Origin of the sequence: Pseudobacter sp., from assembly GCF_051955275.1 — a bacterium.
In the GTDB taxonomy this organism is placed as follows: domain Bacteria; phylum Bacteroidota; class Bacteroidia; order Chitinophagales; family Chitinophagaceae; genus Pseudobacter.
Genome location: NZ_JBQCGW010000197.1, coordinates 13,407 through 33,686, shown reverse-complemented (window position 1 = coordinate 33,686; position 20,280 = coordinate 13,407). Strand labels below are relative to the sequence as shown.

General features: G+C 49.1%; 15 protein-coding genes and 1 tRNA gene. 6 read left to right on the top strand and 10 right to left on the bottom strand.

Going from position 1 to position 20,280, the window contains the following annotated elements:
- Positions 1–203: 203 nt before the first annotated feature.
- Entirely contained in the window at positions 204–1,400 is a 1,197-nt protein-coding gene (locus ACTHMC_RS17205; RefSeq protein WP_440414888.1) for a hypothetical protein, read from the bottom strand.
- Positions 1,401–1,717: 317 nt separating this feature from the next.
- Positions 1,718–2,083 (bottom strand): PQQ-dependent sugar dehydrogenase, encoded by a 366-nt coding sequence (locus ACTHMC_RS17200; protein WP_440414886.1) that lies wholly within the window; start codon positions 2,081–2,083, stop codon positions 1,718–1,720.
- Between the two features lie 314 nt (positions 2,084–2,397).
- Between ACTHMC_RS17200 and ACTHMC_RS17195 the strand changes: the two genes are divergently transcribed.
- Together ACTHMC_RS17195 and ACTHMC_RS17190 are read left to right on the top strand one after the other, a co-directional pair.
- Positions 2,398–2,766 (top strand): hypothetical protein, encoded by a 369-nt coding sequence (locus tag ACTHMC_RS17195; protein ID WP_440414885.1) that lies wholly within the window; start codon positions 2,398–2,400, stop codon positions 2,764–2,766.
- A gap of 79 nt (positions 2,767–2,845) precedes the next feature.
- Complete coding sequence (locus ACTHMC_RS17190; RefSeq protein WP_440414883.1) at positions 2,846–3,196, top strand: DUF1801 domain-containing protein; 351 nt, start codon at positions 2,846–2,848, stop codon at positions 3,194–3,196.
- A gap of 15 nt (positions 3,197–3,211) precedes the next feature.
- Here the strand turns inward: ACTHMC_RS17190 and ACTHMC_RS17185 are convergent, their stop codons facing one another.
- On the bottom strand, positions 3,212–4,195 hold the full coding sequence (locus ACTHMC_RS17185; RefSeq protein ID WP_440414882.1) for a T9SS type A sorting domain-containing protein: 984 nt from the start codon (positions 4,193–4,195) through the stop codon (positions 3,212–3,214).
- A gap of 39 nt (positions 4,196–4,234) precedes the next feature.
- Positions 4,235–5,392 carry a tail fiber domain-containing protein gene (locus ACTHMC_RS17180; RefSeq protein ID WP_440414880.1) on the bottom strand — a complete coding sequence of 386 codons (1,158 nt, stop codon included), beginning with the start codon at positions 5,390–5,392 and terminating at the stop codon, positions 4,235–4,237.
- A 187-nt stretch (positions 5,393–5,579) separates the two neighbouring features.
- Between ACTHMC_RS17180 and ACTHMC_RS17175 the strand changes: the two genes are divergently transcribed.
- From ACTHMC_RS17175 to abc-f, 4 genes are all read left to right on the top strand, one after another.
- A complete protein-coding gene (locus tag ACTHMC_RS17175; RefSeq protein ID WP_440414878.1) occupies positions 5,580–6,302 on the top strand; it encodes an SDR family NAD(P)-dependent oxidoreductase in 723 nt (240 codons plus the stop codon).
- Between the two features lie 140 nt (positions 6,303–6,442).
- A tRNA-Lys gene (locus ACTHMC_RS17170) sits at positions 6,443–6,516 on the top strand.
- A 65-nt stretch (positions 6,517–6,581) separates the two neighbouring features.
- Complete coding sequence (locus tag ACTHMC_RS17165; protein WP_440414877.1) at positions 6,582–7,745, top strand: THUMP domain-containing class I SAM-dependent RNA methyltransferase; 1,164 nt, start codon at positions 6,582–6,584, stop codon at positions 7,743–7,745.
- A 157-nt stretch (positions 7,746–7,902) separates the two neighbouring features.
- Positions 7,903–9,489 carry a ribosomal protection-like ABC-F family protein gene (gene abc-f / locus ACTHMC_RS17160; RefSeq protein ID WP_440414875.1) on the top strand — a complete coding sequence of 529 codons (1,587 nt, stop codon included), beginning with the start codon at positions 7,903–7,905 and terminating at the stop codon, positions 9,487–9,489.
- A gap of 63 nt (positions 9,490–9,552) precedes the next feature.
- On the opposite strand, the gene ACTHMC_RS17155 is transcribed toward abc-f, so the two are convergent.
- The 6 genes from ACTHMC_RS17155 to ACTHMC_RS17130 form a co-directional block, all read right to left on the bottom strand.
- Positions 9,553–10,413 carry an outer membrane beta-barrel protein gene (locus ACTHMC_RS17155; RefSeq protein WP_440414874.1) on the bottom strand — a complete coding sequence of 287 codons (861 nt, stop codon included), beginning with the start codon at positions 10,411–10,413 and terminating at the stop codon, positions 9,553–9,555.
- A gap of 21 nt (positions 10,414–10,434) precedes the next feature.
- Positions 10,435–12,840, bottom strand: coding sequence for a choice-of-anchor J domain-containing protein (locus ACTHMC_RS17150; protein ID WP_440414873.1), 2,406 nt, complete (start codon positions 12,838–12,840; stop codon positions 10,435–10,437).
- 334 nt (positions 12,841–13,174) lie between these two features.
- Positions 13,175–14,668 (bottom strand): hypothetical protein, encoded by a 1,494-nt coding sequence (locus tag ACTHMC_RS17145; RefSeq protein WP_440414872.1) that lies wholly within the window; start codon positions 14,666–14,668, stop codon positions 13,175–13,177.
- A gap of 41 nt (positions 14,669–14,709) precedes the next feature.
- Positions 14,710–15,672, bottom strand: a complete 963-nt coding sequence (locus tag ACTHMC_RS17140; RefSeq protein WP_440414870.1) for a hypothetical protein — start codon at positions 15,670–15,672, stop codon at positions 14,710–14,712.
- 5 nt (positions 15,673–15,677) lie between these two features.
- Positions 15,678–17,180: a RagB/SusD family nutrient uptake outer membrane protein gene (locus tag ACTHMC_RS17135; protein WP_440414869.1), complete on the bottom strand. Its 1,503-nt coding sequence runs from the start codon at positions 17,178–17,180 to the stop codon at positions 15,678–15,680.
- Positions 17,181–17,190: 10 nt separating this feature from the next.
- Positions 17,191–20,274, bottom strand: coding sequence for a SusC/RagA family TonB-linked outer membrane protein (locus tag ACTHMC_RS17130; protein WP_440414868.1), 3,084 nt, complete (start codon positions 20,272–20,274; stop codon positions 17,191–17,193).
- Between the last annotated feature and the right edge of the window lie 6 nt (positions 20,275–20,280).

The following is a 20,280-nucleotide window of genomic DNA, read 5'->3' as shown; positions in this document are numbered from 1 at the left end:
TTGCTGCCCGGATTGCTCCTGTCTGCCGCTGCCAGGAGAACTCTCAGCATCAGTTGAGCCCTGGCTTTGCCCCTGACCCTGGTTTTGGCCTTGGGTGGCCTCTGAAGTGCCAGCGCCCGAACCCATGCCAGTACTGCTGCTTTTACTGCCCTTTTTAGTGGCTGTTTTCATACCGTATATTTAAAATAGGAATGATTGAATTTTTAGCGGGAACTGCTTTTGCTTCTGCCGGATGAACTGCCGGATTTTTTGCGGCCACCTGAAGATGAGCTTTTGCTCCTGTTGGAGTTTGTTCTGGTGCCGGAGCCGGAGTTTCTTCCTGAAGAACTATTACTCCTGGATGAAGAACTGCTACCCCTTGAAGAAGAGCTGCCGCCTCTTGATGAAGAACCACCTCCTCTTGAAGAAGAGTTGCCGCCTCTCGAGGAAGAGCTGTTGCTCCTTGATGCGTTACTGCTTCCTGAAGAAGACCCGCCACTTCTTGAAGAAGAGCTGTTGCCTCTTGAAGAAGAGCTTCTGCCGGACGATGATCCTCCTCGTCCTGAAGAAGAGCTGCCACCTCTTGAAGAAGAACTGCTTCTGCCTTCATTGCTGCCGGAGCCTGAGTTCCTGTTGGAGGAGCTTGACCGTGAAGCGGAGCGGTTGCCCTGGCTTCTGCTGCCACTGCCGCCGGAGCTTCTGCCGGATGAGGATCCACCTCTTCGTGAAGACGAGCTGCGGAAAGTACCATCTTCATTTCTGCGCTGGTTACCGGAATTGCTGCGGGAGCCGCCGGACCTGCCATTGCTGCCGCGTCCGCGCTCATCGCTCTGGCTTCCGCGGGATGAACTGCTTCTGCCGGAAGTTGATCTTCCTGAATCGTTACGGTGCGAGTTTCTTCCGCCTTTGGCTGCAATGCTACGCACGCGTTCGCGGCTCATGCCTCCGAAACCCTGACGTGAACGGCCGCTGCGGCCGCTTCGGCCTCCTGAAGAACCATAGTGAGTTCCTTCTTCTTCATCGTCATCATCCTCTTCCTCGTCATAGTCTTCATCATCGTAGTCATCTTCATCTTCATAATCTTCATCGTCATCCTCTTCGTAGCTGCTTACGTTGCGATAGCGTTGATCTTCATCATCTTCGTCCTCATCGTCTTCATCCTCATCATCGTAATCTTCCTCGTCGTCATCCTGTTCATAGCTGCCATACATCTGGCCGCGGTTATTGCTGTCATCCTCTTCGTCTTCGTCCTCATCATCGTAATCCTCATCATATTCCATGTCAACATCCTGGTCATCTTCATATTCTTCATAACGACCCTGGTTGCCCTGTCCCTGTCCATAGCCATAACCACGGTCTGAGCCGCGGCCATTGCGAGGTTCATTGTTGGAACCTTGTCTTCTGTTGCCTCTGGTTGCCATAATTGTATTATTTAAATTAAGAATGAGATAGTGTAGTAAACAGGCATGCATCAAAGCCTATGCCCGTTAACCGGACAATAAATCATGTTTAGAATTGCGGGCGGTGAGGCGTTATATAATCAGCATTGTGGAATTTAATCAATGATACTCCTTCCTGGTCCACCTGCAGCAGGGTATGGAACTAACGTTAATGGCTACCTGAAATATTTCAGGTAGCCATTGCATTCTGTTCAGGTTTTCTTGACTGTTTGCTGCAATGCGCCAGATGCAGTTGGCTGCATCGTCGGTCACCAGCATGGAGCCGTCTTTAAGTATTGCTACTCCAACAGGTCTTCCGTATACCTTATTGCCTTTGGGATCAATGATGAATCCGGTGAGGAAATTTTCAGGCGGACCGAAGGGCTTGCACCCAGCTCATCGCGTTCATTCACGGCGGTCCAGAGTGTTTCTGTGCCGGGCGCCCAATCCATACCCACAGGGTTACGGAGGCCACTTGCATAGATCTCTTCACCGCTTCCATCCGGGTTGATCACCAGTATGTTTGCGCGGCTTACTTCGTTTTCCATTCCATGTTCTGCGTTGTTGGAGGCTGAGCCAATGGAGATGAAGATCTTGCTGTTGTGGCTGGCTGCGGCCTTTAATGAATTCGGCGCGGTATTCAGGAATGCCATTGTTGTCGGCATTGCGGAAGAGCGTGTTGCGATTGGCAGTGGTGCTGTTATTCAGGGATTGCCCTTTTCCGGTCACGGCATCTTTTACTTTTTCAGTGGTGTTCTTCTGTGTTGGATTCTGCTACGAAGATGCTGCCATCCGGAGCCTGGTATACCCAGCGGGGATTGTCGGGTTTATCGGCAAATAAAGTTACGGTAAAGCCCTGTGGGGCCTTGGGAGTGAGGCTGTCGCACCGTCCGATCACATTACTGAAAATCAGCGCCAGGGCGATGACCGGGATCAGTACAGGCTTCAGAAAAATTATTTACCCGGACCGCTTTAAAACTTGTGCCAGTGCAGATCAGATACTTATCATCTGAATGCAGGTGTTCCTGCAGCGAAGGCATTCCTCAGCGCAGATCCTGCAATGCTCCATGCCATGCTGCGCATGCTTCTCGCATTCTTCGGCACAGCGCTCACAAACAGCAGCGCAGAACTGACAGATCTGTTCGGTGAAAACACCTTCGAGGCTCATAACGGCGGCAGCTGCTTCACAGATGGTGGCACATTCAAGATCTGTTTGTATACAGGTAATCAGCATCTTCACTTCTTCTTCCTGCAGACAGGCAGTAGCGCATTGACGGCAAGCGGTGGCGCAGGCCAGGCATGCTTCGATGCATTCGCGGTATTGTTGATTGATCATTTGTCTTTTTAAGATCCAATGAAAAATCCATACCAGCCTGCATCCAGGGTGAGCCGGCTTACGATTGATGATAATGAGGTATCTTCAGGACATGAGCAGTAATGAACTGGACAATTGGTTCCTTCAACAGGAAGAGCCGCTGAAAGAAACTTTGCTGGCACTTCGCAGTGTCATACTGCAACAGAGCGCTCATGTATCCATTGGCCTGAGTTATGGTATGCCCACATTCTATTTTAAAGGGAAACGGTTCTGTTATCTATGGTTGCATAAAACGCTCCACCAACCTTATATCGGCTTTATCGATGGCAATAAAATAGATCATCCGGAACTGCTGCAGGAAAAGCGGTCCCGGATGAAGATCCTGCTTATTGATATGGAAAAGGATTTTCCGATGAAGTCAATCAGAAGAATCCTGAAGCAGGCAATTGATCTGCTGCAATGATATACAGATAATTGATTACCTGATCTGGATCTTTTTCATCATTGAACTGCCATCTTTCATCCGGATCAGCAGGAAATAACTACCAGCGGCAACAGGCGGCAGCTGATATTGGTACTGGCCACCTTTCCAGGAATGCATCACCACGCCTGACTGATTGATCAGGTAGAGCTGTTGTAAGCTGGAAATATCATCGGTAGTAGCCAGGAAAAATCCGCTTGCCGGGTTTGGCGCGATCACCACCGCTGTTTGTTCATCTGCAGCCGGAGCGACAAGTATCTTTGAAAAAGTGTGACCACCATCTTTATCGGTCTGGCGTATCCGGTAGAACAATCTTCCCGTGCTTGCATTACGGTCTGTTGCTTCATATTTTGTTTCGAACGTGCTGTTACTGGCGGGTATACCGGCAATGACTATGCGCCAGGCTGCAGCGTCTGTGCTTCGTTCAATATCAAAGTGGCTCACATCTTTTTCCTGCGATGTGCTCCATTTTATTTTGATACCGGTCCCTTGCCTATGCAGGGATGCTGTTACCCAGGTAAGCGGCAGGGCTGAGCTGGCGGCCAGTAATACTTCGCTCATGGCCAGATTGCTGATACCATCCACCTGCAGGTAATTGAGAGCGGGCGTTGCAACAGAAGGAGGGTAGCCCTGCCAGGATATGCCGTTGTTGACATATAATTCCAGGTTGTTATTGTCAAGGCCGTTCAGTTCTCCCGTAAGGTAATGAAAACCGATGCTTCCATTGAATACAGTACTGGTGGGATCGAAACGGAATACCCGGAGTACGTAAGAGCTGGGGAATGCATTTACAGTGGTGGTTGACTGATCAAGACTGCTGCTCATATTGAAAGCGGTGGAAGGGATGAGTGTGAGGCCGGACCAGGTGACCGGACTGCCGGGTGACAGTATCATCTGACCGCCTGCGTACACTTTGATCTGTTGTGCCGGTGTGCTGCCATGTATCAGTAGCAGGCTGAGTGAGGCAAGAATATTCTTCATAAAACCAGGTTTTGTCTGTAAGAAAGAATGGTGTTGATCTTACTGAGCGGCTTTTGATCTGCGGAAAAACCTGATCATACCGGCTATCACTATACTCCCTGCAATAAGCATGGCAAGCCATGGCAAACCAGATTGCTGCTGCATGACCTGGCTCATGAGTGTGTCCACTTTTTTATGCATTAATTCATTCTCGGCTTTCAGTGTTTCTATTTCTGTGGCTTGTTTTTGAGTACGCGCTTCCAGTGCCTGGATGGCGGAGAGTGCAATACCGTCTGCATCTACGGTGCCGATACCTTTGTCATCATTGCCCAGTTGAAAGGCTGCATAGAAGTCCTGAGCGGTAGGGCCGATATGCCTGATGGCATCGCTCTCTGTACGGTAGCTCCATTCCTGTATCGAAAGGGCTTTCAGCTTTTCGAGGACCTCTTCACCGGAAACGGGTTCGAAGTGGTGCTTGCGATTTACGTCGGAAGCATTCTGCCAAACACCACCGGTAGTGAGCATGGCTCCTGTGGAAGTGGAGATCACTGCGCTGGATTGTCCCCAGTTACTCACGCTGGCTCCTGATTGCAGGGTAACGCCGGTGCTTAAGTTGGAAGACGTGAAGATGCGGAAGCCGCCGGACACGCGCCAGTTGGCGGAATGGTTCACGCCTGCGCGAATGGTATCCACTGTAGAGCGGTCTCCGAACACAAAACTGCCCTGTCTGGCATTGGTGTGAGAGTGGTAGCCGAGCGCCACGGAAGCTGCGCCTGAGGCAACATTCTGATCACCCATAGCAAAAGAGGATTGCTGCGCTGCCGTGCACCAGCGGCCCAGTGCAACAGCATGAGCCGCGCTGGCCCGGCAGTTCTCTCCGATGGCAAGGGAGAATTCGCCTATATTGGCATCATCCCATTGTGTGCCGTCAATAGTGCCGGCGCGGAAAGCGGATTTGTCGGGGTGCCAAAGCAATCTCGTACCAGCTCCTTCAACTGGTATAATCGCCGTACCTCCGTTATAAATTCCTCCAAGATAGAAGGACCCATTGGTATGCAGGCTGAGCCTGGTTTCCAGCGTGCTGGTACGCACTGCCAGCAGTGTGTCCGGGATCTGCGCCAATGAAATGAAAGGAGAGAAAAGGCAAAGTGCGAAAAGGAATAAAGCAGTCTTGAATGGCATGCGTGTATGGGCATGCAGCAATGATGTCTTTGACATGGATTGGCTTTTTGGTAAGTGAATGACGTAGGAGGGGGAGGATTAAAATTAATGAAAAAAATAATGCGATAAGTGTCGATAAAACCAGCATTTGTTTTTGCCGGATGAATAGGAATTACCGGTGCTTCGGTGTTTTACGTTTTGGCAGCTTGTAAAAGGCGTTTATACTTGTTCTCAAAACTTACTGATGAATACCGGAATTCGTACTGCATTGATCACTGGTGCCAATCGTGGCATCGGTCTTGAGTTGACAAAACAACTGACTGCTAAAGGGTATTTTGTTTTCATGGGTGTGCGCGACGCCAGCAAGGGAGCGAAGGCCTTGCAGTTTTTGGAGTTCCCTGAGCGGGCTGCTGTGGTGGAGCTGGATGTAAATGATCCTGTATCTGTACATCGTGCAGTGAAGGAGATCGGACAGGCTTCTGAGAGCCTGCAGATCCTGGTGAACAATGCAGGCGTGATGAACGAGGATTTCATGAAAGACTCTACAACAGGCATTGCAATGGAGAAACTGAAAAAAACATTCGATACAAACTTTTTCGGATTGGTTGAATTGACGAATTCCGTTTTGCCATTGTTATTGAAATCAGGAGAGGCTTCCATCCTTAATATTTCCAGCAATATGGGGTCCTTGCAATTGCATTCTCGTCAGGAGCCGCTGGCAAGGACCTTTGCTTACAATGCGAGTAAGGCTGCTGTGAATATGTACACCATTCACCTGGCAAATGCACTGCGTGATCAACAGGTGCGGGTGAATGCCGTACATCCGGGTTGGGTGAAGACCGATATGGGGAGTGAATATGCACCGCTGGAAGTGAATGAGGCGGTAGGTCCGCTGGTGGATTTTTTGTTGCAAAAGGATGCGCCTACAGGGAAGTTTATGTTTCAGGGACAGGAAGTGGAGTGGTAGGATCAGCAGCAAAGGATGCCATTTGCGCGTTCATGAATTGATCAGGCATTCTCTAAGCTGCTCCGGGTGGTAAAAAAAGCACAAAGTATTAGGTTGATATTATTTCTTTATTTATTTTTGCAGCCGTTTCGCAAGAAACTGACTCCCTAGCTCAGTTGGTTAGAGCTACTGACTCTTAATCAGTAGGTCCTGGGTTCGAGCCCCAGGGGGGTCACGAAAATAAAGTTAAAGCCCGCTCTCGCAGCGGGTTTTTTATTGCTCAAGTTTATCCATCTCAGTATGAATATTTACACTACTCCCGGGTTTGTTACCATCACCTGTCATAAGCGTACCATGCCTTACCTGGACCAGGAAATAAGGGAGCTTGGTTTTGAGCCGGAGGAAACATTTGTGACAGGTGTGAAGCTGAAAGCCACGGTGAATGAGTGTATCAGGCTCAACCTGAACCTTCGTTGCGCCAGCCAGGTGTTGTACAGTCTTCAATCCTTTGAAGCCAGGAATGCTGATGATGTGTACAATAACCTGGTACACTTTCCCTGGGAGGAGATCCTGCCTGATGGTGGTTATTTTTCCATTACCAGCAATGTGAGCAACAACAGTATCAATAACAGCATGTATGCCAACCTGCGTGTGAAGGATGCCGTTATAGACCGGCTGCGCGATAAAAGAGGCACACGTCCATCCACCGGTTCCGCCCTGACCGGCGCTGTGATCCATCTTTTCTGGAAAAATGAAAACGCCGAAATATTTATCGATACCTCCGGTGATTCGCTGGCCCGTCATGGATACCGCAAGATACCCGGCCAGGCGCCGATGCTGGAATCACTGGCTGCAGCCACTATTTATGCCTCCCGCTGGGACAGGCAAAGCCCGTTTGTCAACCCCATGTGCGGTTCCGGCACCATTGCCATCGAAGCCGCAATGATCGCTACCAACCGCAGACCCGGTCTGTTCAGGACCAACTACGCTTTCATGCACCTGAATGGATATGACGAACAGGTGTACCTGCAGGAGGATGCGCGGCTGGAAGAGCAGATCAGGGACGTGCCGGGCTTACGTATCATCGCCAGCGATTACAGTCCGCAGGCTATCGCGAATGCCCGCAAGAATGCTGTGGCAGCCGGAGTGTCTGACCTGATAGAATTCTCCGTTTGTGATTTTGCTGTAACAGAAGTGCCTCAACATGTTCCTGGTATCTTTTATGTGAATCCTGAATACGGGGAGCGACTGGGTGAGATCGCTGAACTGGAAAAAACATATAGCCGTATCGGTGACTTCATGAAACAGAAATGTGGCGGTTATTTCGGGTATGTATTCACCGGTAACCTGGAACTGGCCAAGAAGATCGGCCTCAAGGCCAGCCGCCGTATTGAATTTTACACCAGTACTATCGATTGCCGCCTCCTGGAATATGAACTGTATGGCGGAAGCCGCCGCCCGTAAGGCAGAAAATTTCCTGTACCCCTTCATTAATTTGGGCTATCTTTGTGCTTTCAAACAATCTCCTTTCAATGTAGAATTGACTTTCTTCCTGATAAGACAGACTGCGGATCCGGTTCCCGGGCCAGTCCTATTTCTCACCCCCTGAAGAAAGTTTTACATGTTATCCATACAGCAAGTGGACTATATGCATCCCAATAAGGATGTCCTGTTCACCAATTTACATTTCAATATCGCTGCGCACCAGAAAGCTGCGCTCATCGGCAATAACGGTGCCGGAAAATCCACACTGCTGCGCATCATGGCAGGTCTTTTGCCCGTGGCGGGCGGCTCCGTGCAGTACAGTGAGCCTCCTTATTATGTGCCGCAGCTGTTCGGACAATTCAATCATCTTAAGGTTTCGGAAGCTTTGCGGATCGATCAAAAAGTGAAGGCCCTGCAAGCCATCCTGGCAGGAGAAGTGAGTGAAGAGAATATGCGGCTGCTGGATGATGACTGGACTGTCGAAGAGCGCGCCCGCGAAGCACTCGCATCCTGGGGCCTGGGGCAGGTTGAGTTCGATCAGTTATTGCGAACACTCAGCGGTGGACAGAAAACAAAGCTGTTCCTTGCAGGCATCGCCATTCATGATCCTGGCATCATCTTATTGGATGAGCCCAGTAATCACCTGGATGCGGACGCCAGACAGCAATTGTATGAGTTGCTGCAAAAAAGCAGCAGTACTATCCTGGTGGTGAGCCACGACAGGACCCTGCTGAACCTTATCGATACAGTTTTTGAGCTCAGCAAGTCAGGCATCACCCAATATGGTGGCAATTATGATTTCTACCTGGAACAAAAAAAGCTTGAAACCCAGGCACTGGCCCAGGATGTAAAAAGTAAAGAGAAAGCTTTGCGCAAAGCGAAAGAAGTGGAGCGCGACAGCATCGAGCGGCAACAGAAACTGGATGCCCGCGGAAAAAAGAAACAGGAAAAGGCAGGACTGCCCACTATTTCCATGAATACCTTGCGCAACAAGGCAGAAAAGAGTACGGCAAAACTGAAATCCGTTCATGCTGAAAAAACAGGAAATGTCTCCCGCGAGCTGAATGAGCTGCGGAAAGAATTACCGGATAAAGACAGGATGAAAATCGGCTTCGATCCTTCACAATTGCATAAGGGTAAGATCCTGTTCACGGCAAAGGAGGTCAATATCAAATACAATGACACAGAGCTCTGGGCGCAACCGTTAAGCCTGCAGTTTACCAGCGGTGAGCGCATCGCGCTTGCAGGGCCTAACGGTTCCGGTAAAACCACCATGCTGAAACTGATCCTGGGACAGCTGGAACCTTCATCTGGCACAGTTTACCGGGCCATGGAAAGAACGATGTACATCGATCAGGATTATTCACTCATCAACGATACACTCAGCGTGTTTGAGCAGGCGGTACAATTCAATAATGCCGGTCTGCAGGAACATGAGATCGGGATCAGGTTGAACAGGTTCCTCTTTACGCAGGTGTTCTGGAATAAGCCCTGTGCCTCGCTCAGCGGGGGAGAAAAAATGCGGCTCATGCTCTGTTGCCTTTCCATCAGCAGGCAATCGCCTGACCTGATCGTATTGGATGAGCCCACCAATAACCTGGATATTCAGAATATAGAAATTCTCACCGCAGCTATCAATGAATACCAGGGGAGTTTACTGGTGGTATCACATGATCAGTACTTCCTGCAGGAAATAAATATTGATAGGATCGTTCAGCTGTAAGTTGGCAGCGGCAAAAAAAAGCCGCCCTGTAATGGGGCGGCCATAAAATCCTGTATCTGTATTTTACTTTTTGCAGTTGAGGCCGAATGCGTATTGCAATCTGATGCCATAATTGATCATCCTGATCTTTCCGTCAACTTCCGGACGGTTGAGCAGGCTGCTGGCGCCGGTATTGTCAAAGCCGCTGGCGCTGTATTGGAATAAGGAGTTGTTATCGTTCTGTTTCCTCATATCCGTGAGGCCGTAATCCAGGTAAGCGCCGGTATAGAGGCTTCTGTTCTTACCGATGCGGAATTTAACACCTGCTTCTGCTGCCAGTGCAATGGAAGTTTTGAGATCGAAATCACCTTCATATTTCCAGTTCTGCTTTGTGCCAAAACCAAATTGCGGAAGATTGGCCAGTTCTACATTGTAAGAAGGGTAGTAGCCGGTTGTGGTGATCCCGGCCGCCGTAGCATCGAAGCTGCGCTTCACCGGCACTGAGAATTTTCCACCGGCGCGTGCATAGAATTCAGTTGTCGACTTGCTGTTGGTCTGCCATTGCAGCATCAGTGGTATATCGAGGGTATATACCTTTTGTTTTTCGGCATAATCCTTTTGTTGCACACGGAATTCAAATCCCTCGTTCTCACTGTCCACTGCATTGCTGATATACATGGTGTTTCCGGGAAGGCCTGTTTCTGTGCGCATGAAACCAAGCTGGATGCCGGTATGCAATCCCCAGCCGGCTTTGCAGAGCCAGGTATAGGATAATCCGAAATTTACAGTAGGTTTCAGTTTGCTTTCTTCTCCCTTTACTTTGTATTGGAGGCCGCCATAACCTGCTCCCGCAGCAAATCCGAATTCATGCGTTTGAGCCATGGATGCAGCGCCGATGAATAATAAACCGATGGTGGTCCTGATCTTTTTTGAAATGATGTACATATCCTTTCTTTTTAGTTTTTATTATTCTTTTACCATTGCTGTTACTGCTGCCGATGTTCCATTGGCAAATACGAGGCGCATCACATAGAGTCCCTGATTAGGCATTGTGATGGTGTTCAGCGTTTTCACGTTCAGGAGGGTGTGGAAGGTGGTGCCCTGCAGGGTTGTTACTACCAGTTTAGCTCCCTGTAATTCCTGCTCCGTATAGTCTGCCACAACAGTGATCTGCTGGCCTGCCTTAACAGGATTAGGGTAAATCCTCAACTTGTTTACAACTGTGGAAGTAAATGTGTATGCGCAGGTTTGCAGCGTTTGTCCGCCTACGGTAGTGGCTACCACATGGTAGTTGCCGCTGGGCTGCGTTGTCTGATAGAATTGCTGTGTAGCGCCGGGGATGATATCACCATTCCTGTACCACTGCCATGCTTTATATTGTTCACTGCTGTTGTCGAAGATCAGGAGATCGGACCAGCGTTTTACAATGAATGTTGATGGCAATGCGGCAGTGAGCGGTAATTGCACACTGGTAGCAGGCAGGTAATTATCGCTGCCGGGCTGTGAAGCCGTGATGGTGGCGCTACCCGGTGTATGTACGGTGAGTGTATTGTTATTGATGCTGGCGATGCCTGTATTGCTGCTCTCGTAAGTGATGTCCAGTCCGCTGTTGGAAGTAGCGGCAAGACTGATGGTACTGCTTCCGTTACAACCGGCTTGCAGTGTTTGTGTCCACGTGATCACCTGCGCTGCTTTGTTCACTATCAGGGTATGCTGAATGCCTGTATGTGGCAGCCATTCATCGTTACCAGCTTGTGAAACTGTAATGGTGGTGCTACCTGCGCCAGTGATATGTATTTTCCCGTCCACGATAGTAGCCACATCATGATTGCTGCTGGTGATGGTGAGCGGCAGCAATGAATTGGTGCTGGCGTTCAGTGCAAAGTCTTCCTCACCGTAGGTTACAGGGTCCGGCTGAGCGAAGCTGAGCGTTTGCGGCTGGGCGTGCTGGATAATAATATTGGAGAGATCCGGTACAGTGAATGTATTGGCAGCATTGCAACCTCCGTTCCTGATGTTGCTGCCATTCAGGGAAATGCTGTTTGCTATTCCGATGCCATTGATATCCAGGTCAGTTCCCGTAACAGTATACGTGAAACTGAGCTCCGTTGTTCCGCTTCCGGATGTATAGGTCAGCGCTTTGTTGCCTGATTCCAGGTTGAGCGCAATGGAAGGCGCGCCGTTGGAAACGGTAACTGCTTTATCGAATTGCACCACGAATGTCAATAGTTTTCCACTGGAGTAAGTACCGTTGTCCGGAACAGTGATGCCAGTGATCACGGGTGAACTGACAGCAGTGATCGTCACTTGTTTTGACCCCATACAGCCATGATTGTCATAATAATCAACGGTGTATGTATTGGGGGCAAGGCCGGTGGCTGTAGCGGCAATACCGCCTAAAGGCGACCATGCATAATAGTAAGGCGCGGTACCTCCTGAAACGGTTACGGTGGCGGAACCGGTAGGGGTCCCATTGCAGGCCATTTGTGTTGCATCGATACTGGCGGTGAGCGCAGCAGGTTCTGTAATGTCTGCTTCCACGGTGGTGGTGGCTCCTGCATTATCTGTAACAGTTACGGTATACTTACCGGCAGGTAATCCTAATGCAGTTGAATTGTTGACTCCGTGAGCCCATTGGTAAGTGTAGGGCATAACACCGCCTGTTGCTTCTACTGTTACGTAGCCATTGCTTCCTCCGTTACAGGAAACGTTGTTTTGCGTTTTGATACTGGCGGAAAGAGGCTCTGGCGGAGCCACTTTCACATCATCCACCATCAGGATGAACCTGCCATTGCTGTTATTCCTGAAACCGATGTAAACTGTCTGGCCGGAATAAGCAGTAAGGGGAACCGTTCGTTTCGTCCAGGTGGCAGTTTCTGAAGTGGTTGAATACAATACTGTGGAATTAGTGATCTGGTTGCCGATGGAGCCTGTACCGCCTGTGGGCGCGGTGGGACCTGACATAATGCGGACTTCATAACTCTCCAGATTGCTTGCATCCATAGAGCGGGCTCTCCAGCTCAGTTGCATACCGGAGGGAATTGTGATGGCCGGCGTCCACATCCAGTCATTGGCTGCACCGGCAGGAGAATACCAGGAACAACTCATGGCACATGAATCATTGACGTTGTCTTTGAAATTTTCTCTTCTTATCCATGCATTGTTGACAGGGTAAGATAATGCAGATGAGTTAAGTGTTCTGTTGTCTGTATTCCTGAGCAGCCAACCTGCAGGAAAGGTGTAGGTGCCTGGCCCTCCGCTTGTAGGGCCGGAAATGTTGTCGAAGCTTTCATAAAATACAACTTGTGCGCGCAGTTTGCCTGTTGTGACCAACAACAGCAATACTGCCAGGATCCGGGTAAAATTTTTCATGAATGAACGGTTTTTAAGGCATGCACAAAGCCGATTCTGCCGGATGGCAGATGTTCAGTCAATGTAGATGCCAGTATGAAATAAAGAAAGTTGGAGTAAGTGCCGGACTGTTATTGATTGAATAAGAACAGAGGATGCGTCCGGATAAGAAGTTTGGGTGTTTGTGACATAGCTATTTGGTTTTATTGAGGGTTGGGATTGGCGCAATTTAAAAAATACATGAAGTAAGGCCGTCAGAAGCTGTGCAAAAAGGTTGTTTTGAGTATGTGAACGACAATAAGGTTTTTGTAAAAAACAGAAGCAGGTCTCTTATTGACCTGCCTCTATTTTGATCTTAATCAATATTTGTGATAACGGTCACGGATTTTGCAGCCGCAGATAAGGGGAAATGCTTTCCACCACTAAGGTCTACCGTTTGTATGCTTTCCGGTAATGGAAATCCATCTTCATTCACTTTTCCTGAGAAAGCAGCTCCTTCACCGGCAATGTATTTGTAAATGCGTGCGTCAGACAAGCTGATGCCATCTTCCATTTTCAGTTTCAGGTTGTATGACACGGTATGAGAGTTGGTGACAGCGATGGTATATTTCCCGTTTTTCATCGCCACGATCGCCTGCAATCCTTTCTTTCCGGGCACGGTCACTTTATAGATAGTAGCTCCCTGCGGAATGTAGCGGCTTAATAAGGACAATGGATAGAACCAGGGCCTGAGCGCTTCATCGGCCTTGCTGCCAAACTTCTCTTCACCCAGGATATTCCAGAATCCCCATCTTTTCAGTTTGTCATTGCCATCGTCGTACATGGCATCGTCCATATTCCAGAGGATGACGCCATTGTAGCCGGCATCGAGATTCTGGAGAACAGCATCGGCCACATCCACTCCATAGAAGGCATCATAGATCATCATATTGGAATCGTCCGATGCAAAAGCATCGGCTTTGATGCGCTCTGTGTTCTGCTTGCCCAATGGAGAATTTACATCATATTTAAAGCCGAGTTCTCCCATGATCATATCCTTTCCGGCAGGAACAACATCGCGGTAGGCTTCCAGCACGGCACGGTAACTGCCGCCTTTCACCTGGTCGTCTGACGGATAACTGTGAATATCATATGCCCCGATCTTATTACCGAAAAATGCAGTAGCATTCGTTAGCCAGGGCAGGAGACTGGTATCGTTCCAGATGGCCACGTCGGGTGCAATGACCGTTACTTTGTTCTGCAATCCTTTTTCTTCGAGCAGTCTGAATATTTCAACGTAATGTTTTTGCCAGAGATTATAATCCCCCGCGATGGAAGACCAGCTGCCTGCCGGTTCATTGAGCATGTTCAGGTATTTGATGCAGGTATAACCGCGGACATTCAGCAGGTGATCGAGAAAGTTCACGGATGCTTTGAGCCAGTCCTTGTTCGCATCATTGTTAACGGGCTGCTCGCCCCATTCGCCATACATCACTGAAATACCTTTTGCCTCGCAGTAGTCCAGTATTTTAAACAATACGCCTTCGCTTTTGGCAGGATCATACTGGCCGTTGACCATATAATTCCAGCCCGGCGCCGTCATGATGCGTACCAGTCCGGGACGCAGGAAATCCACCCGCTTGAAAAGGGTGTTCCAGTCATTTTCGCTCAAAGAGGCATTGCCCGTCCATTTTTGTACATTATCATATCCTCCCCATTGCGGCCCGATGCCAACAAAGGGAGAGGCTTTCGATACCTGCTTTGTGATCACCAGGTCATCATTGATATTTGTCAGCTTCACTGTGGTGCGTGTGCAGAAAGACAGCATCGAGCAGACAAGCGTTATAAAGCAGAGAAACATTGTTTTCATATTTTATTTGCTAATGAGTGGGTCAATAGAATGAAGGAACATTAGTTGATCTTTCTTACCTGTATCCAGTATTTCCGGGTGTTCTCCACCAGCTTTTCCCGGTCTTTGTAAATATCGATCCATACGTAGGAGAACTCGCGATCAAAGCTGAAAGCATGATCGGCAACCGTTACGGTTAAGCCTCCGGGTAAGCCTTCAGAACCTGCACCTACGAAGCGGCCTGTGGTCACTTTGTTACTGGCGGAGGTGAAGGTGATGGTACCTTGTGCGGAGTTTCGCTTCCAACTGCTTTCACCTGCCGGGATCTGGCGGTAATGGCCATTCACATCGATCTCGTTTCTCGCTCCATCAGGATCATCAATAAAAATGAAACCGGCATATTTCCCGTCGGGGCCGGCATCATTGAAACATTTGCCGTAGGAGTCGCCTGTTTCGGTGATGCCTTCGAGTGTAAACGTGAGTGTATTGTCGTATTCCGCAACCGGCCCTGTTCCATCCTGTTTCCAGTTCCAGTCACGCGCAGCGATATCGTCAAATGCAGCAGCACCGCCATATTCCGGCCAGGCGCCGCCGTATACTGATAGTTTGCTGATTGCCCAGGTGCCGATCAGTTCATCGGTAAAGGGTATGAAAGACAGCGTCCATATTCTTTCCTGTCCAGTTGCGGAGCGTACTTTTATCTGTGCAGTACGATCCGGGTTATCGAAATTCAGCTGGTCGCCGGGTTTCATGTCGGAACTGGCGCCAACCGACAGTTCCAGTGACTTGATGGTCACTTTGGAAATGTCGCCGCTGTTCACATTGAACATAAAGCTTACCAGGCCATTGTTGTTTTCATCTCGCTTAACGGTGGCCAGTCCCACCTGGTGTTCTACACTGATATTGATGATGCTTCTCTCGTGATTCCATCCACCTTCATCGATGTCCTTCATCATATCCTTCTTACAGGAGATGGCGGTTACAGCCAGCAGCAGGTAAACAACCGTTCTTGCAATCTTTATCATAAGGCTTATTGTTTAGGGATGTTTGGGTTGAGATCAATTTCTTTTTGCGGAATGGGATAAAACGCAGCCTGCTCTTCCGGTATTCCTGAAGCCAGTGCACGAGGGTCTTTGGCGGTAACGATAGCCTTGCGGCGCAGATCGTGCAGTCGTTTACCTTCGAAGGCCAGCTCAAATGCCCGCTCCTGGATCACAAAGTCCCGGAATGCTGATGCAGACATGCTTTCAGGAGCATCTCCCAGGTTGGCGCGATGACGGATCTTGTTGAGCCAGGTATAACCTTCAACGGTAGGCCCCTGAGCTTCAGCAAAGGTCAGCGCGATATCCGAAAAACGGATGAGGAAAGGTTTCACACTGGATTTTACACCGGAGAAATCAGGGTCGATGTATTTCCTGGTGAGGAAATAATCATTATCCTTCCACGCTGTGCCATCAGCGCGCGTATAGAACCTGCGGGCCATCAGTTCTGTCTTTCTTTTATCAGCCGGTGCAAAACTGTTGGCAAACAGATCCGTGGTGCGGAAAACGCCCCAGCCCTGGTTGGTAGCGCGTGTATAGGTACCATCGTTGTTGGTGAACCAGAGGCTGCCGCCATCATTGTAGGGGATGAACATCTTATCGATAGAAGAGAAATTTCCTTCAGAGATGCCGGTACGGTCCATTGACAGGAGGAAGATATGTTCCGGACCGTTGGGTTTGTTCACATCATAGATATTACGCAGGTTGTCATCCATGGCATATTGTGACTGATCGTATAATACTTTACGGCTCCAGTAGGAAGCGCTGTCGTACATCTGTTGCACACTGCGGCTCATATCCTTGTAATGGCGCACATTGCTTTCTTTGGAAGAGGCGATCGATAAATATGCTTTCGCCAGCAATGACTGTGCAGCTACCTTGTCTGCACGGCCGGCAGACCGCTGAACGTTCAGCAATTTTTCCGCTTCGGTACAGTCTGCAATGATGAAGTTGTACAGTTCATCCATGTTGCGCACCATCATGGGGGTAGTCTGAGATGCGGTTTTGATCATTTCTGTCTGCAATGGCACCAGTCCGAATACCTGGGCCAGGTGATAGTAATTCCAGGCGCGAAGGAAACGGGCTTCTCCCATGATCCTGTTTTTAACCGATGTTTCGATTTTGCTGCCGGGCAGATTTTCCAGGATGGCATTGGCCCTGTTCACGGCGATATAACTGTACTTGTAAAAAAGTTCCAGTTGTTCGTTCTGCCTGAAAAGGGTGTAATTCCAGTTATTGATCTCCTGTGAACCGAAGCCTTCTTCGCCTTTTACATCCACTGTTTCAGTGGCCAGTTCATTGATGTAAAAAATGGCGCGTGCATATTCATTGAAAGTAAAAGAATTGTAGGCATAATACAATGCCGAGAGTGCGTCATCTTCAGTTCTGTAGAAATTGTCTTCTGAATAAAAACCGTATGACTCTTCGTCCACGCTGCAGGAGGTGGTAAGGAGCAGGCAGCTTATTATGATGGAATGGATCGTTGATTTCATGTTCGTGGATTTAGAAATTGACATCGAGGCCAAATGTGAATTTTCTGAGCCTGGGATAACCGCCGCCATAACGGCCATCGAGCCCCACTTCGGGATCATACCCTTCAAACTTCGTGAACGTGTACAGGTTTTCTGCATTGATGAAGAGACGCAGGTTCTTCAGCCATTTTACCTTCGGCTCAAAGTTGTAGCCAATGTTGACATTCTGAATGCGAAGGAATGAACCATCCTTTATGAACCAGTCGTTGAGATAATAATATCTTCCCTGCCGCGCTTTCGGATAATCATTGGTGGGGTTATCGGGCGTCCAGCGGAGCGGTGCATACTGAGCGGAATTGTCCATGCCGGACCATAAAACATCATGACCGAACACACCATTCAGGAATATGCTTGCATCAAATTTCTTGTACCGGGCGCTGAGGTTAAGGCTAAGCAGGAAATCGGGATTAGGATCACCGATAATGGTACGGTCATTGGTGTTGAAAACACCGTCCTTATTCAGATCGAGATACCTGTATTCACCGGCTTCCGCTTCAGGTCCGGTCAGACCGGCGGCAGCGCCTTGTTTTGCTGACTGCAGGATCCCGTCCACGCGATAGCCGTAGAAAACGTTCACCGGCAATCCTACCGCGAGAATATTGGGAGAGGTTTCCCGGAAAGAACCGATCCCGCTTCCAAAATATTCATATTGAAAACCGGAGAGGTGATCCGTGCTCAGGCCCGCGCTTACCGCATTGCCGAGGCTCACCACTTTGTTCCGGTTCCTTGAAAAGATAAAGGTTCCGCTGAACCCCCAGTCGCGTGTGTCTACCATTGTACCATCAACTGTGATCTCGAAACCCTTATTGGTGATCTCGCCATCATTCACCCATATTTTATCGTAGCTGGAACTGAGCGGCAGGAATCTTTCGCGCAGCAGATCTTTGGTTCTTTTTTCGTAATAGTCGGCTGTGAGGCGCAGTTTGTTGTTCAGGAATGCCAGGTCCAGTCCAAAATTATACTGACTGGTGGTTTCCCATTTGAGGTCTTTGTTGGGTATGCCACCCCATTCCTTGTAACGGCCGCCCACTCCTACGTAACCGATCACAAAACCTGGTCCGATGGCAGTATTCCAGCGGCCATCGCTGTAAAAATTCTCGATACCATAACGGCTCAGGGTCTGGTAGGGAGAGATACCCTGGTTACCGGAAATACCGTATGATGCCCGGAACTTCAGTTCATCAAAGATGTTGAGATCGCGGATGAAGTCTTCTTCATGTGCTTTCCAACTGACAGCGCCGGAAGGGAAGGCTGCCCATTTGTTATTGGCGCCGAATTTGGAGGACCCGTCTGTGCGGGCAGTAAGCGTGAAGAGGTATTTGTCGTTCAGCGTATAATTGACCCTTCCCATATAAGACATAAGGCTGGTCACCACCTTGCCATTGAAATGCCTGTTGAGGCCGGGATCGCCGGACCCCATATTCTCATTGCCTAAACTGCCGTTCTTGAAATTGAATGATTCCAGGTTGGACGTACGGGATTGGGTGTACTGGTAAGAAGTTCCTGCCATTGCCGTGATCCTGTGATGCTGGCCGATCTTTTTGTTGTAAGTAAGATAGGATTCGATGGCATAATTATTCTCCGTCCAGTTATCGAGATAAGCAGCGCCTTTGTTATTGGTGCCGTTCTCGGTATAGAGGTCCGGATCATACCTGTCAGATATATACGCTCCGTATTTGTAGTTAAGTGTGGTTTTGAAGTTCAATTCCTTTGTTATCTGGTAATCGCCAATAAAGGAATTGATGAAATCCGTGGCGTTCGTTTCATTCTTCCGGCGATCGGTCCAGGCAACAGGATGATCATAATCCATATTGCCATTCAGGAAATAGCTGCCATCGTTATTGAAGACGGGCCAGAGCGGATTGCGCCAGTAAGCCAGGTTACTATTGTTGATCCTTTGGTCTTTTGAAAAATTGTTGATAGAGCTGATGCTGATCTTGTCACTGATGGCATGTTTGAGATGAAGACTGAGAATCCCTTTCCGGAATCCGTCCTTTACAAATACGCCCTGTTGATTGGTGAAGTTGCCGCTGAGATTGAAGGATGTTTTTTCATTGGCGCTGTTCACCGAGAAGGTTGTCATGTTAGATACAGGGCGGTCGCGGAAAGTTATTTTTGACCAGTCTGTAAAATGGGGCCAGGCGCCGCTCTGTATTTCTGTAACGGAAGGGTAGTAGATACCGGTAGCGCCTTCGGCTCCTACGTACAGCGGGGTGAGGTTACCATTGATCTTGGCTTCATTGTCGATCTGCGCCATCAGGGCGGGATTTTTCCACTGGATGATCTCCGATCCGAAAGAGGAAATAGTGGTCTGCTGGCGGAGGTTCACCATGGTGACTCCTTTTTTAGCCGTACGGGTGGTAATCAGCATCACGCCATTAGCGCCTCTGGATCCGTAAATGGAAGAGGCAGAAGCATCTTTCAGTATTTCAACGGATACTATGTCAGCAGGGTTAATCTGTTTCAGGTTACTGGCATCTCCGATGGGAAAGCCGTTCACCACCAGCAGCGGCGCATTGGAGCCGCGCAAGGAGCTGCCGCCGCGGATCCTTACTGTAGTGCCTGAGTTGGGGTCCTGCGAATTGCTGGTGATATGCAGGCCCGCGGAACGGCCCTGTAAAAGGTTCTCTACTGAGTTGGCCGGAATGTCTTTCAGCTTATCCATTTTTACAGTGGCCACAGAACCGGTGAGGTCAGATTTTTTAACGCTGCCATAACCGATCACCACTACATCATTGAGGCTGGTGGCAGCTTCTTCAAGCACTATCTGAAGTTCTTTACCGGTCACCAGCACTTCCCGGGTCTGGTAACCCACAAAAGTGAACACCAGGGTATCCGAAGGTTTTGCCTGCAGCGAAAATTTCCCTGTTGCATCTGTATTGGTGCCGCGTCCGGTGCTTTTTACGGTAACTGTACCACCAGAGAGCGGCTCGCCGGTTTTTGTTGTTACTGTCCCTTTTACTATGTTATCCTGGGCTTGTGCCGGCTGCATCAGGAATAGCAGCAGCAAAAGGATGGTACTGACACAGCAGTACCTGATGTGTTTTGCAAGCATGTTAGA